This is a genomic window from Mycobacterium sp. NGS56 (genome assembly GCF_059812425.1).
Genome location: NZ_JCALCQ010000004.1, coordinates 179,646 through 193,968 on the forward strand (window position 1 = coordinate 179,646; position 14,323 = coordinate 193,968).

Genomic DNA, 14,323 nt, shown 5'->3' on the forward strand with positions numbered 1-14,323 from the left:
GGGAGTCACGCCGCGGACGTCACGCGGTAGACGTCGTATACGCCTTCGACGTTGCGCACGACGTTGAGCAGATGCCCCAGATGCTTGGGGTCGCCCATCTCGAAGGTGAAGCGGCTGATCGCAACCCGGTCACCGGAGGTGGTGACCGACGCGGACAGGATGTTGACCTTCTCGTCGGCCAGCACGCGGGTGACGTCCGAGAGCAGCCGGTGCCGGTCGAGCGCCTCGACCTGGATGGCCACCAGGAACACCGACGACGGCGAGGGCGCCCAATGCACTTCAATGATTCGTTCTGCCTGCTGCTGCAGCGAGGCCGCGTTGGTGCAGTCGGTGCGGTGCACGCTCACTCCGCCGCCGCGGGTGACGAATCCCATGATCTGGTCGCCGGGGACCGGCGTGCAGCATTTCGCCAGCTTGGACAGCACGCCCGGGGCGCCGGGGACCGAGACACCGACGTCGTCGCTGCTGCGTGGGCGGCGCAACATGGTCGTCGGCGTGGACCGTTCGGCGAGGTCCTCTTCGGCCTGGTCGATGCCACCGAGTTCGGCCAGCAGCCGCTGCACAACGTGCCGGGCCGACACGTGCCCCTCACCGATCGCGGTGTAGAGCGCCGACACGTCGGTGTAATGCAGCTCGCGCGCCACCGCGGCCAGCGTCTCGCCGTTGACCAAACGCTGCAGCGGAAGTCCGCCGCGACGCACCTCGCGGGCCATCGCGTCCTTGCCGGATTCGAGCGCCTCCTCACGGCGCTCCTTGGCGAACCACTGCCGGATCTTGGCCTTGGCGCGCGGCGAGACCACAAACTGCTGCCAGTCTCGCGACGGTCCGGCATTGGCCGCCTTAGAGGTGAAAACCTCTACGACTTCCCCGTTTTCCAGCTTTCGTTCCAGCGCGACCAGCCGCCCGTTGACGCGGGCGCCGATGCAGCGGTGGCCGACCTCGGTGTGCACCGCGTAGGCGAAGTCGACCGGCGTGGAGCCGTTGGGCAGGGTGATGACATCACCCTTGGGGGTGAACACGAAAATCTCTTGTACCGCAAGGTCATAACGCAAGGATTCGAGGAACTCGCCCGGGTCCGCGGCCTCCCGTTGCCAGTCGAGCAGCTGGCGCATCCAGGCCATGTCGTCGATTTCTGCGGCGGCGTGCGGATGCGGAACGCCGTTGCGCCCCTTGGCTTCCTTGTAGCGCCAGTGCGCGGCGATGCCGTATTCGGCGGTGCGGTGCATGTCGCGGGTGCGGATCTGCACCTCCAGCGGCTTGCCTTCTGGGCCCACGACGGTGGTGTGCAGCGACTGGTAAACACCGTACCGCGGCTGGGCGATGTAATCCTTGAACCGCCCTGCCATCGGCTGCCACAGCGAATGCACCACGCCGACAGCTGCATAGCAGTCCCGGATCTCGTCGCACAGGATGCGGATGCCGACCAGGTCGTGGATGTCGTCGAAGTCGCGGCCCTTGACGATCATCTTCTGATAGATCGACCAGTAGTGCTTGGGGCGGCCCTCCACCGTCGCCTTGATCTTCGACGCGCTTAGGGTGTTCACGATCTCGGCGCGGACCTTGGCCAGGTAGGTGTCCCGCGAGGGAGCCCGCCCGGCGACCAGCCGGACGATCTCCTCGTACTTCTTGGGATGCAGGATGGCGAACGACAGGTCCTCCAGCTCCCACTTGACGCTGGCCATACCCAGCCGATGCGCAAGGGGCGCAATGACTTCCAGTGTCTCACGGGCTTTGCGCGCCTGCTTCTCCGGCGGCAGGAACCGCATGGTGCGCATGTTGTGCAGCCGGTCGGCGACCTTGATCACCAGCACACGCGGATCGCGCGCCATCGCGGTGATCATTTTGCGGATGGTCTCGCCCTCGGCGGCGCTGCCCAGCACGACCCGGTCCAGTTTGGTGACGCCATCGACCAGATGGCCCACCTCTTCACCGAATTCCTCGCTCAAAGCGTCCAGGGTGTACCCGGTGTCCTCGACGGTGTCGTGCAACAGCGCGGCCACCAAAGTGGTGGTGTCCATGCCCAATTCGGCCAGGATGGAGGCGACGGCCAGCGGGTGGGTGATGTAGGGGTCGCCGGAATGGCGCAATTGGCTGGCGTGCCGCTTGTCGGCGACATCGAAGGCGCGCTGCAGCAACGACACGTTCGCCTTCGGGTAAATTTCCCGGTGCACCGCCACCAGCGGTTCCAGCACCGGATTGAGCGTGCTGCGCTGGGCGGTCATCCGGCGGGCGAGCCTGGCCCGGACCCGCCGCGACGCGCTGCTGGAGGTTTTCAGCGATTCGGCCGGGGGCTCCGGAATTTCCATCGGCTGCGTGATGGCCGGCGACTCGGGGACTTTAGTGGGCGCGTCGAGCGCTTGCGCCGCGCTGTTTTCCTCCGCCACGTTGGTCACCTCCGAAATCGAGGATATCTCCAATGCTGGGGCACTACTCGGAAGTCAGGCTGTGCACCGCCAACGGCGCGACCGCTTCCCGGCCGCGCAGCGCGCCCAGTTCGAACACCACCGCCGCCGCCATCACGTTGGCCCCGGTGCGCTCGAGCAGCCTGGCCGCCGCGGCCAGGGTACCGCCGCTGGCCAACACGTCGTCGACGATCATGATGTTGCGCCCACGCAGGTCCATGCCGTCCGCGGGGATTTCCAGTGTGGCGGTGCCGTACTCCAGGTCGTAGTGCTCGGCGTGTACCGGCGGCGGCAATTTCCCGGCCTTGCGAATGGCCAGCACGCCGGTCTGCAGCCGCTCCGCGACGGCGGCGGCCAGCAGGAATCCCCGGGCCTCGACGCCGGCCACCAGGTCCGCGCCCGCCGCGATTTCGGCCAATGCGCCGGTGATCGCCGTCATCGCCGTTGCGTCCGCGAACACCGGGGTGAGGTCCTTGAACTGGACTCCCGGCCGGGGAAAATCGGCCACCTTGCGCGTCAGCGACTCGATCAGCGCGGCCACCGGCGGTGGGTCGCCGGCGTTCGTCATCGCCGCCTCACTGGATGAGGGCCCATCGGTCCATATTCCAACCCGCGCCCCACCGCGTCGGGTTCTTGCTCACCGCGTACATCTTCTTCGAGCTCAGCAGCGTGCGCTGCTGCCGGTAGAGCGGCAGTGTGGGCATGTCACCCCACAGTACCGGCGCGGTTTCGGCCAGCAGCCGGACGCGTTCCGCGGCGTCGGCCGAGACGGCCAGCGCGCTGATGGCGTTGTCGACCTGGGGATTCGCGTATCCCGACAGGTTGTTGCCGTTGCCAGTGTGCAACGCGTACGCATCGAGCGCCGACGACCCCGTGGAGCCGCTGCCGGTGGCCCCGCCGGTGCTGGCCAGCAACGCGTCGATCTTGCCGTCCCGCAGCGCCTGCGGGCCCGAGCCGTCCAGGATGACGCCGGCGACGGTGATGCCGGCGGGGGCGCACGCCTTGGTGATTACACCGACGTTGACCGCGAGTCGCGCGTTGGGCCCCTGATAGCCGATACGCACCGTCAGCGGCGCACCGCTCAGCGCGTTGCGCGCTGCGGCCGGATCGGCCTTGCCGAACGGGCCTGCCTCCGCGGCCCCGTCGGCGGCCGACACCGCGTCGTCGGCGGCCGGGTCCAGGCGGGAGTTGGCGATCGGTGTCCCCGCGTCCTTGGCCAGCGAATCGCGCGGCGTGCAGAACGCGACCGCGCGGCGGGCCTTGGGTGCCGCCAGCGGCCCCCGCGGCGCGAAGATCAGCTGCTCGATGCCGTCCGACGGCCCATCGGAGCGCTCGTAGTTGTCCGGCGTGGTCAGCGCCCCCGAGGAGCCCGAGGCGACGTCGACCACGTCCACGCTGCGGCTGTTGACCCGATCCTGGATGTCGGGTCCCTGCGGCCACACGGTCACCCGCTTGGTGATGGCCTTGGGCCCCCACCACCGGTCGTTCGCGACGAGCACCACCGCGCCGCGATCCAGTACGGATTCGATCTTGTACGGCCCCGACGACGGGAAGCGCTTGAGGTCGACCCCGGGTTTGAGGTCCCAGGTGGTGTTCCACAGCTTCGCGATCTGCTGCACCAGGGGAACGTTGTTGCTGAGCAGGGCCGCGGTCACGTCGACGTTGAGTTGGTCGGCGATGACGTGCGACGGCATGATCGAGGTCGCGGTGAACAGCTGGTTGTAGTCGACGACGCCACGGTCCGGGATGAAGGACACCCGCGCCTTCTTCTGCCCGGGAATGCATTCGACGTTGGCGATGTCCAGGTAGCCGGCCTGGGTGGCGGCGTGGAAATCGGGGAACTTGCCGGACTGAGCCGCCCAGGCGAGCACGATGTCGTCGCAGGTCACGGGCTTGCCGTCGGAGTAGACGGCGTTGTCGGCGATTTGGTAGTCCAGCACCAGCGGCGTGCCGCCGACCACCGACACGGTGCCGAAGTCACGGTCGGCGACGGTTTGCCCGTCGGGACCGTGATAGGAAAAGCCGGTGAGCGTTCGGGCGAACGCCTGCGCTCCGGCCGACGCGGCGCCGACGACGGTGTTGGTGTTGTAGGTGGACAGCGGGCCGTCGACCACATAGTCGATCCGGGACGCCGCGCTGCCCGCGCAGGCGGTCAGCGAAAGACCCGCCGCTAGCACTACCGCCAACCCGGCCCCGATCCACCCGGCTAAGACCCGACGGCCGACGTGCCCGCCACGATCGGCCCCAGTTCCGGGGTACCTGGTGGCCATAGGCCTACCGCCGGCCGACGTTCCGCTTGCCGCTTGGACGCCGGGTTCCGCTCGGCCGCACGGGACGGGCACCCGGAGCCGGCTTGCTCGGCGCGGGTTTGGCCGGCTCGGCCGCGGCCGCCGCTTGCTCCGCTTCGTCGGCGGTCTCCGTGTCGCCATCGCCCGTGGCGGTCCCGGCCGTCGCGCCTGAGCCGGGGCTGCGGCGCCGCAACACGCGTCGGGTGTGGGTGCGCACCAGCTCGGTGCGCTCGCGCAGCGTGACCAGCAGCGGCGTCGCAAAGAAGATTGACGAGTAGGTGCCGACCAGGATGCCGACCAGCTGCACCAGCGCCAGATCCTTCAGCGTGCCTACGCCCAACAGCCACACCGCCACCACCATCAGCGCCAGCACGGGCAGCACGCTGATCAGGCTGGTGTTGATGGAGCGCATGAACGTCTGATTGATCGCCAGGTTGGCCTGTTCGGCGAAGGTGCGCCGGGTCGTGTGCTGAAAACCGTGGGTGTTCTCCTCGACCTTGTCGAACACGATGACGGTGTCGTAGAGGGAGAAACCGAGAATCGTCAGCAAGCCGATGACGGTGGCCGGCGTGACCTCGAAACCGACCAACGAGTACACCCCCGCGGTGACGGTCAGGTCGAAAACCATGGTGGTCAAGGCCGAGATGGCCATGTACCGCTCGTAGCGCACCATGATGTAGACGCCGACCAGCACCAGGAAGACGGCGAGCGCGATCAGCGCCTTGTCGGTTATCTGGCCGCCCCAGGTTTCCGAGACTGCGGCATCGCTGATGGCCTGCTTATTCGGCTTACCGTCGGGGCCCTTGGGTTTGAAGGCGTCGAACAGGGCGTTGCGCAGCTTGGCCGTCTGGTCGTTGGTCAGCGTTTCCGAACGGATCTGCACGGTCGCGCCCGGACCATTGCCGACGACGACCACCGATTCCGGATCGTTGCCGATGGTCTTGCGGAACACCTCGGAGACCTGCGAGGTTTGCACCGTGCCGCCGGCCGCGGCGGCGGGCATCGACACCGTCGTGCCGCCGTTGAAGTCGATTCCGAAGGTGAAACCCCGCAACAGGATGCTCAGGACGGCGACGGCGACGATCGCGCCGCTGACGCCGAACCACAACCGGCGCCGGCCGACCACCTCGAACGCGCCGGTACCTGTGTAGAGCCGCGACAGGAAGCCGTGCCGCGGCGCGCCGACGGCGCTGCTGTCGGTCAACTCGGGCGCGCCTTCGGAGGCTTCGGTGATCTCGGTTGCGTTTTTGGAGGCTTTGGAGGAAGTCATGCGCTATCCCCGTCCCGTCTTGACCTGTGCCGAGGCCCGCCGTTCGCGGGCGACCTGCTGAACGGCGCCCAGGCCGTTGTAGGCCGGCTTCGCCAGCGTCGGGTTCTTGGACGCCAGGTACACCAGCGGCCAGGTCACCAGGAACACCACCACGATGTCGAGCACCGTGGTGAGGCCCAACGTGAAGGCGAATCCCCGCACCTGACCGATGGCCAGGGCGTACAGCACCGCGGCGGCCAGGAAGGTGACGGCGTTACCCGACACGATCGTCTTGCGGGCGCGCGCCCAGCCTCGCGGCACCGCCGATCGGAATGAACGGCCTTCCCGGATCTCGTCTTTGATGCGCTCGAAGAAGACGACGAACGAGTCGGCGGTGGTACCGATACCGATGATCAGACCCGCGATCCCCGCCAGATCCAGGGTGTAGTTGATCTGACGGCCCAGGATGACCAGGATCGCGAAAATCATCGCTCCGGAAGCGGCCAGCGACAGCGCCGTGAGCAGTCCCAGCACCCGGTAGTAGAGCAGCGAATACAGCAAAACCAGGATCAAGCCGATCGCGCCCGCGATGAGTCCCGCTCGCAGCGAGGTCAATCCCAGTGTCGCCGAGACGGTTTGGGCCTCCGAAGACTCGAAGGACAGCGGCAGCGAGCCGTATTTGAGGACGTTGGCCAGTTGCTTGGCGGTCGCGGCGGTGAACGGCGGATCGCCACCGCTGATCTGGGTCCGGCCGCCGGGAATGGCTTCCTGGATCATCGGCGCGCTCACCACCTGCGAGTCCAGCGTGAACGCCGTCTGGGTCCCGATGTGTGCGGCGGTGAAGTCGGCCCAGGTGTTGGCGGCCGCGGACTTGAACTGAAGGTCGACGACGTAGCCGATGCCACGCTGGTTCTGACTCGCGCTCGCGTCCTGGATCTGGTCACCACTGATGATCGACGGGCCCAGCAGGTACGCGACCTTGTGGTCGGTCGAGCAGGTGATCAGCGGCTGTGCGGGATCGTCGTTGCCGGCCAGGATGTCTTCTTTGTCGCAGCGGGTCGCCTGGAACTGCAGGGCGAGGAACTGGATGCCCTGACGTGTGCTCTGCCGCCACTTCTTCTCGTCGGCAATGCGGTCGGCGAGTTCCTTGCGCGGATCGGGCGGCGCCGGCTGTTCGCCGGGCGGCGCCTCCGCCGCGGGCCCCGCCGGAGCCGGAGCCGGAGCCGAAGCGGGAGCGGGAGCCGGCGCCGGCGCGGGGCTGGGCGGCGGCGGGTCCTGGGGATACGGCCGGGGCTGGGCACCCGGGTGAGCAGGTGCCGGTTGAGCCGGGGTGGGCTGACCGGGTGCGGGCGCCGGCTGGGCGGGCGCCGGTTGACCGGGAGCCGGTTGAGCCGGAGCGGGTTGACCGGGCGCGGCCTGGCGGGCCGGCGGCTTGGGCTCGGCGCTCTGGGCCGGCATCGAGTTGAGCACCGGCCGGATGTAGAGGCGGGCGGTCTGACCCAGGTTGCGGGCCTCGTTGCCGTCGTTCCCGGGGACCGTGATGATCAAGTTGTCGCCGTCGACGACGACCTCCGAACCGGAGACACCGAGTCCGTTGACCCGGGCGCCGATGATCTGCTGGGCCTGCGCCAGCGCCTCACGGCTGGGCCTCGAGCCGTCCGGGGTGCGCGCGGTCAACGTGACGCGGGTGCCGCCCTGGAGGTCGATGCCGAGCTTGGGAGCGGCCCGCTTGTCCCCGGTGAGAAACACCAGCAGGTAGACGCCGACGAGCAATAACAAGAAGACCGACAGGTAGCGGGCAGGGTGCACCGGCGCCGAAGACGATGCCACTTTCCTTCTATCTCCTTGAAATCGGTTACTTACCCGGGACAGAGCCTACGTGGCCCCCGCTCACCCGTTGTGCAAGCGGTCCGCCGGTCGGGGCCGATCGGTCCGGACTGCCCGTCAGGAATCCTTGGTGATCGAGCCCTCGTCGGCGGAGTCGTCGCCGTCGGCCAGGTCTTCGTCGTCGTCGGGCAGGATCCGGTCGCGGATCGCCAGCTTCATCCAGGTGGTCACCACGCCCGGTGCGATCTCGAGGTCGACGGTGTCGTCGGTGATCTCGACGACGGTGGCCTGAAGGCCCGACGTGGTGTGCACCCGATCGCCCGGACACAATGACTCGTGCAGGTCGATCGTGGCCTGCATCGCGCGCTTCTGACGCCGCGATGCCAAGTACATGAACCCGCCCATGATGAGCAGGAACGGCAGGAACAGGATCAAGCTCTGCATGGACGCGCCTGTCTTTCGTCGAAACTATCGGGACCAAGGGTGCCGCGAGCTCGCGCACCTCGTAACGGTCCAGTGTGCCCGTTCAGTCTGGCAGGCCACGGTCGCGACGGTTTGCCGCGGTGCACCGAGTGCCCGCCGGCGTCAGGCTCGATAGGCTTTTGATGCGACGTGACACGCGCGCCGCGGGAGGAGTCATGTGGTGGCCAGCCTCGAGCAGACTCGCCAACTGGTCACCGAGATCCCCGGTCCGGCATCGCTGGAGCTGAGCAAGCGCCGTGCGGCTGCCGTGTCGCACGCGGTGAACGTGTCGGTGCCGGTATTCGTTGCGCGCGCCGGCGGCGGAATCATCGAGGACGTCGACGGCAACCGGCTGATCGACCTCGGCTCCGGCATCGCGGTGACCACGATCGGCAATTCGTCACCCCGGGTGGTCGAAGCGGTGCGCGCCCAGGTCGCCGAGTTCACCCATACCTGCTTCATGGTGACGCCCTACGAGTCCTATGTCGCCGTCGCGGAGACGCTGAACCGAATCACGCCGGGCTCCGGCGAGAAGCGCTCCGTGCTGTTCAACTCCGGCGCGGAGGCGGTCGAGAACGCCGTCAAGGTCGCACGCGCGTACACGCGCAAGCCCGCCGTCGTGGCGTTCAACCACGCTTACCACGGCCGCACCAACCTGGCTATGGCGCTGACCGCCAAGTCGATGCCCTACAAGGGCGGCTTCGGCCCGTTCGCGCCGGAGGTGTACCGCGCGCCGCTGTCTTACCCCTATCGCGACGGCCTGGTCGACAAGGAGCTGGCCACCGACGGCGAGAAGGCAGCCGCGCGCACCATCAACGTCATCGACAGCCAGATCGGCGCCGACAGCCTGGCCGCCCTCATCATCGAGCCGATCCAGGGTGAGGGCGGGTTCATCGTTCCGGCCGAGGGCTTCTTGCCCACCCTGCTGGACTGGTGCCACAAGAACGACGTGGTGTTCATCGCCGACGAGGTGCAGACCGGATTCGCGCGCTCCGGCGCCATGTTCGCGTGTGAACACGAGGGCATCGAGCCGGACCTGATCTGCACTGCCAAGGCCATCGCCGACGGGCTGCCGCTGTCCGCGGTCACCGGCCGGGCGCAGCTCATGGACGCGCCGCATGTCGGCGGTTTGGGCGGCACCTTCGGCGGAAACCCGCTAGCTTGCGCGGCCGCGCTGGCCACCATCGAGACGATCGAGAACGACGGATTGGTCGAACGGGCCCGGCAACTGGAACGTCTGATCACCGAGCCCCTGCTGCGCCTGCAGGCCGGCGACGACCGGATCGGCGACGTGCGCGGTCGGGGCGCCATGATCGCCATCGAGTTGGTGAAGGCGGGAACCGCCGAGCCCGACAAGGAATTGACCCAGCAGCTGTCCGTCGCGGCCGCCGCGGCCGGAGTGATCGTCCTGACCTGCGGCATGTACGGCAACGTCATTCGGCTGCTGCCGCCGCTGACCATCAGCGACGAGCTGCTGGCCGAGGGCATCGACATCCTCGGCGCACTGCTGCGCGCCCTATAAGCGCTCGGGAAGCTTCGGGCCCGCGTGGGCAATCTCACAAACGCCACCAAGGCCGGAATCATGGTGGAATACCGTTACTTTAGCTAACGTTCTATAGGTCGGCGCGAAGCAGCGCAATTGTCTCGCTAACTTTCATTCGCAAGGGATCCGTTTATGTCGACCGCTATTCATGACGAAAAACTCGACCGTCGCATCGAGCAACTCATTGCCAACGACCCTCAGTTCGCGGCCGCCCGGCCTGACCCCGCCATCACCGCGGCCCTCGAAAAGCCCGGGCTGCGGCTGCCCCAGATCATTCGGACGGTGCTGGATGGTTACGCCGACCGGCCGGCGCTGGCGCAGCGCGTCGTCGAGTTCGTCAAAGATGCCAAGACCGGACGCACGTCGGCCGAGCTGCTCCCCAGCTTCGCGACCATCACGTATGGCGAGCTGGGCGAACGGGTTTCGGCCCTCGGCCGGGCCTGGCTCAGTGATTCGGTGAGCCCCGGCGACCGCGTCTGTGTGCTGGGCTTCAACAGCGTCGACTACGCCACCATCGACATTGCGCTGGCCACAATCGGAGCGGTGTCAGTGCCGTTGCAGATAAGCGCGGCGATCACGTCGCTGCAGCCGATCGTCGCCGAGACCGAGCCCAGTTTGATCGCGTCGAGCGTCAACCAGCTGACCGACGCGGTGGAGCTGATCCTGCGCGGCGATCACACGCCCGCCAAGCTCGTCGTGTTCGACTACCAGCCCGAGGTCGACGACCAGCGCGAGGCGGTGGACAGCGCCGTGGCGCGGCTGGCCGATACCGACGTGACCGTCGAGGCGCTCGCCGACGTGCTGCAGCGCGGGAAGGACCTGCCAGCCGTTGCTGAGCGGGAGACCGACGAGGACTCGCTGGCGCTGCTGATCTACACCTCCGGTAGCACCGGCGCGCCCAAGGGCGCGATGTACCCGCAGAGCAACGTCGGCAAGATGTGGCGCCGCGGCAGCAAGAACTGGTTCGGCGAGAGCGCCGCGTCGATCACCCTCAACTTCATGCCGATGAGTCACGTCATGGGACGCGGAATCCTCTACGGCACCTTGGGCAATGGCGGCACCGCCTACTTCGCGGCCCGCAGTGATCTGTCCAGATTGCTCGAGGACCTCGAGCTGGTGCGCCCCACCGAGCTGAACTTCGTCCCGCGCATCTGGGAGACGCTGTTCGGTGAATTCCAGCGCCAGGTCGAGCGGCGACTCTCCGACGGCTCGGACCGCGAGGCTGTGGAGGCCGAGGTGCTGGCCGAGCAGCGGCAGTACCTGCTGGGCGGGCGCTTCATCTTCGCGATGACCGGCTCGGCGCCCACCTCCCCGGAGTTGCGGACGTGGGTCGAAGCCCTGCTCGAGATGCACCTGCTGGACGGCTACGGCTCGACCGAGGCCGGAATGGTGTTGTTCGACGGCGAGATTCAGCGCCCGCCGGTCATCGACTACAAGCTGGTCGACGTTCCAGATCTCGGTTACTTCAGCACCGACCGGCCGCATCCGCGCGGTGAGCTGTTGCTGCGGACCGAGAACATGTTCCCCGGCTACTACAAGCGGGCCGAGACCACTGCCAACGTTTTCGACGAAGACGGCTACTACCGCACGGGTGACGTGTTCGCCGAGATCGCCGCGAACCGGCTGGTGTACGTCGACCGCCGCAACAACGTGCTGAAGCTCGCGCAGGGCGAGTTCGTGACGCTGGCCAAGCTGGAGGCGGTGTTCGGCAACAGCCCGCTGATCCGCCAGATCTACGTCTACGGCAACAGCTCTCAGCCCTACCTGCTGGCCGTTGTGGTGCCGACCGAAGAGGCCCTGGGCCAAAGCGCCGAGACGGGGCTGGAATCGCTCAAGCCGCAGATTGCCGACTCGCTGCAGAAGGTCGCCAGAGAGACCAACCTGCAGTCCTACGAGGTGCCGCGCGACTTCATCATCGAGACCACCCCGTTCACGCTGGAAAACGGTCTGCTGACCGGGATCCGCAAGCTGGCGTGGCCGAAGCTGAAGCAGCACTACGGCGAACGGCTCGAGCAGATGTACGCCGACCTGGCCGCGGGACAGGCCAACGAACTGGCCGAACTGCGCCGCAGTGGCGCCGAGGCGCCGGTGCTGCAGACCGTGAGCCGGGCCGCAGCCGCCATGCTGGGGGCCGCGACCAGCGACCTGTCCCCCGACGCGCACTTCACCGATCTGGGTGGAGACTCGTTGTCGGCGTTGACATTCGGCAACCTGCTGCGTGAGATCTTCGACATCGACGTGCCGGTGGGTGTCATCGTCAGTCCGGCCAACGACCTGGCGGCCATCGCCGCCTACATCGAGGCCGAGCGGCAAGGCTCCAAGCGGCCGACATTCGCGGCCGTGCACGGGCGCGGCGCCACCACGGTGCACGCCGGCGACCTGACCCTGGACGAGTTCCTCGACGAGGCGACCCTGGCCGCCGCGCCGAGCCTGCCCAAGCCCGCCACCGAGGTGCGCACCGTGCTGCTCACCGGCGCGACCGGATTCCTGGGCCGCTACCTGGCACTGGACTGGCTCGAGCGGATGGACATGGTCGACGGCAAGGTCATCGCGTTGGTGCGGGCCCGCTCCGACGAGGAGGCACGCGCCCGGCTGGACAAGACCTTCGACAGCGGTGACCCGAAGCTGCTGGCGCACTACCAGGAGCTGGCCGCCGACCACCTCGAGGTCATCGCGGGAGACAAGGGCGAGGCCAACCTCGGCCTGGATCAGGCGACCTGGCAGCGGCTGGCCGACACGGTCGACGTCATCGTCGACCCGGCGGCACTGGTCAACCACGTGCTGCCGTACAGCGAGCTGTTCGGGCCCAACGCCCTGGGCACCGCGGAACTGATCCGAATTGCGTTGACGTCCAAGCAAAAGCCGTACACGTACGTGTCGACGATCGGCGTGGGCGACCAGATCCAACCGGGTAAGTTCGTCGAGAACGCCGACATCCGCAAGATCAGCGCCACCCGCGAGATCAACGACAACTACGCCAACGGCTACGGCAACAGCAAGTGGGCCGGCGAGGTGCTACTGCGTGAAGCCCACGACCTGTGCGGGCTGCCCGTCACGGTGTTCCGCTGCGACATGATCCTGGCGGACACCACCTACGCCGGACAGCTCAACCTGCCGGACATGTTCACCCGCCTGATGCTGAGCGTGGTCGCCAGCGGCATCGCGCCCGCTTCGTTCTACGAGCTCGACGCCGAGGGCAACCGGCAGCGGGCACACTACGACGGCCTGCCGGTCGAGTTCATCGCCGCGGCGATCTCGACGCTGGGAACGCAGATCACCGACAGCGACACCGGCTTCCAGACGTACCACGTGATGAACCCGTACGACGACGGCATCGGGCTCGACGAGTACATCGATTGGCTTGTCGAGGCGGGATATTCGATCGAGCGCATCCCCGACTACGCCGAGTGGCTGCGGCGGTTCGAGACCTCGCTGCGGGCCCTGCCGGATCGGCAGCGCCAATACTCGCTGTTGCCGCTGCTACACAACTACCAGCAGCCGGAAAAGCCGATCAACGGCTCGATGGCACCCACCGATGTGTTCCGCGCGGCGGTGCAGGAAGCGAAGATCGGCCCCGACAAAGACATTCCACATGTGTCGGCTCCGGTCATCGTCAAGTACATCACTGACCTGCAGTTGCTCGGACTGCTCTGAGTTAGGTCAAACAGCAAGTCGCCCAGCCCTTTCGGGGCTGGGCGACTTGCTGTTCGTGTGTGCGCAAGACTACTGCTGCGGGTGCGGCCAGCGCAGGTACGCGGCGTTGGAACCGGCCCCCGCACCCGACCCCGCACCGGCACGATTACGGCGCCATCCCCGCTTGGGCTCGGCGTCGGCCGCGGATCGTGGCTTGGTCAGCGCGCCCGAGGAGACCTCAGCCGGTTCCTCGTAAGTCGCATCCCGGTATGGCTCGACGACCGGCACCGCGGCGGGTTCGGCCGCCACCGGATGCACATCGCGCGCCAGCCGCACGGCGGTGCGGGCCAGCACCACGCCACCCACGAAGACGATCAACGCGCCCAGGCCCGAGAAGTAGGTGATCTCGAGCACCGCACGCTTGCGGTCGGTCGCGGCAATCGGATCACCGGCGGAACCGATTCCCAACAGCGGGGCGACCTGACGGCCCACGACGAACCAGGCACCGGCCAGCACCGCCAGCCAACCGCCCAGCATGGCGGCGACACGGTTCCCGGCGACCACCAGCAACAGACCGCCCAGCACCGTCGCCGCGCCTGGCGCAACCTCGAGCCAGCCCCGGGCGGCACTCCACGCCCAGTCCCGGTCCGGTGTGTAGGCGAAATTGAAGTGCGGACCAACAAACGGTATTAACGCCCCCCAGGCTCCCAAAATGACCAGGAGCAATCCGCTGACCGCGCCGCGCGAACGCGGCATACTCAGCCCGCGGGTTCGGCCGTCTTCTGCGTATTTCATGACATCCCCTCGTTGAATACCGGGTCGGATTCCGGCCTGGGCTGGTTACCCAGCGCCTTCCACTACTAACCCACGAGGCACCTGAAAGCCACCGCTGGTCGTGGCTTTTGAGGCTGGTGAGACT

9 protein-coding genes are annotated in these 14,323 nt (G+C 67.5%); 2 read left to right on the plus strand and 7 right to left on the minus strand.

The features are described 5' to 3' along the window. Positions 1 to 5: 5 nt before the first annotated feature. The 6 genes from AC5Y4F_RS13690 to yajC form a co-directional block, all read right to left on the minus strand. Complete coding sequence (locus AC5Y4F_RS13690; protein ID WP_067936176.1) at positions 6 to 2,384, minus strand: RelA/SpoT family protein; 2,379 nt, start codon at positions 2,382 to 2,384, stop codon at positions 6 to 8. Between the two features lie 43 nt (positions 2,385 to 2,427). Beyond that, positions 2,428 to 2,970 (minus strand): adenine phosphoribosyltransferase, encoded by a 543-nt coding sequence (locus tag AC5Y4F_RS13695; protein WP_067935436.1) that lies wholly within the window; start codon positions 2,968 to 2,970, stop codon positions 2,428 to 2,430. A 7-nt stretch (positions 2,971 to 2,977) separates the two neighbouring features. Next, the gene (locus tag AC5Y4F_RS13700; RefSeq protein WP_067935437.1) at positions 2,978 to 4,672 is read right to left on the minus strand and encodes an ABC transporter substrate-binding protein; all 1,695 of its coding nucleotides are present in this window, start codon (positions 4,670 to 4,672) and stop codon (positions 2,978 to 2,980) included. A 4-nt stretch (positions 4,673 to 4,676) separates the two neighbouring features. Further along, positions 4,677 to 5,960 carry a protein translocase subunit SecF gene (gene secF / locus AC5Y4F_RS13705; protein ID WP_067935440.1) on the minus strand — a complete coding sequence of 428 codons (1,284 nt, stop codon included), beginning with the start codon at positions 5,958 to 5,960 and terminating at the stop codon, positions 4,677 to 4,679. A 3-nt stretch (positions 5,961 to 5,963) separates the two neighbouring features. Next, positions 5,964 to 7,769 (minus strand): protein translocase subunit SecD, encoded by a 1,806-nt coding sequence (secD, locus tag AC5Y4F_RS13710; RefSeq protein WP_067935443.1) that lies wholly within the window; start codon positions 7,767 to 7,769, stop codon positions 5,964 to 5,966. Between the two features lie 114 nt (positions 7,770 to 7,883). Beyond that, positions 7,884 to 8,210 (minus strand): preprotein translocase subunit YajC, encoded by a 327-nt coding sequence (gene yajC / locus AC5Y4F_RS13715; protein WP_067935445.1) that lies wholly within the window; start codon positions 8,208 to 8,210, stop codon positions 7,884 to 7,886. Positions 8,211 to 8,409: 199 nt separating this feature from the next. Between yajC and gabT the strand changes: the two genes are divergently transcribed. Both gabT and car read left to right on the plus strand, forming a co-directional pair. Beyond that, on the plus strand, positions 8,410 to 9,750 hold the full coding sequence (gene gabT / locus AC5Y4F_RS13720) for a 4-aminobutyrate--2-oxoglutarate transaminase (protein ID WP_067936179.1): 1,341 nt from the start codon (positions 8,410 to 8,412) through the stop codon (positions 9,748 to 9,750). 153 nt (positions 9,751 to 9,903) lie between these two features. Continuing rightward, complete coding sequence (car, locus tag AC5Y4F_RS13725; protein ID WP_499997288.1) at positions 9,904 to 13,425, plus strand: carboxylic acid reductase; 3,522 nt, start codon at positions 9,904 to 9,906, stop codon at positions 13,423 to 13,425. Between the two features lie 69 nt (positions 13,426 to 13,494). Here car and AC5Y4F_RS13730 read toward each other — a convergent pair whose 3' ends face one another. Beyond that, positions 13,495 to 14,199, minus strand: a complete 705-nt coding sequence (locus AC5Y4F_RS13730; RefSeq protein ID WP_499997290.1) for a hypothetical protein — start codon at positions 14,197 to 14,199, stop codon at positions 13,495 to 13,497. Positions 14,200 to 14,323 lie beyond the last annotated feature (124 nt).

What these genes read in the sequence shown, in the direction of transcription:
- AC5Y4F_RS13695 (WP_067935436.1), bottom strand. Translation starts at nt 2,970, where the DNA reads ATGACGAACGCCGGCGACCCACCGCCGGTGGCCGCGCTGATCGAGTCG.
- AC5Y4F_RS13700 (WP_067935437.1), bottom strand. Translation starts at nt 4,672, where the DNA reads ATGGCCACCAGGTACCCCGGAACTGGGGCCGATCGTGGCGGGCACGTC.
- secF (WP_067935440.1), bottom strand. Translation starts at nt 5,960, where the DNA reads ATGACTTCCTCCAAAGCCTCCAAAAACGCAACCGAGATCACCGAAGCC.
- yajC (WP_067935445.1), bottom strand. Translation starts at nt 8,210, where the DNA reads ATGCAGAGCTTGATCCTGTTCCTGCCGTTCCTGCTCATCATGGGCGGG.
- car (WP_499997288.1), top strand. Translation starts at nt 9,904, where the DNA reads ATGTCGACCGCTATTCATGACGAAAAACTCGACCGTCGCATCGAGCAA.
- AC5Y4F_RS13730 (WP_499997290.1), bottom strand. Translation starts at nt 14,199, where the DNA reads ATGAAATACGCAGAAGACGGCCGAACCCGCGGGCTGAGTATGCCGCGT.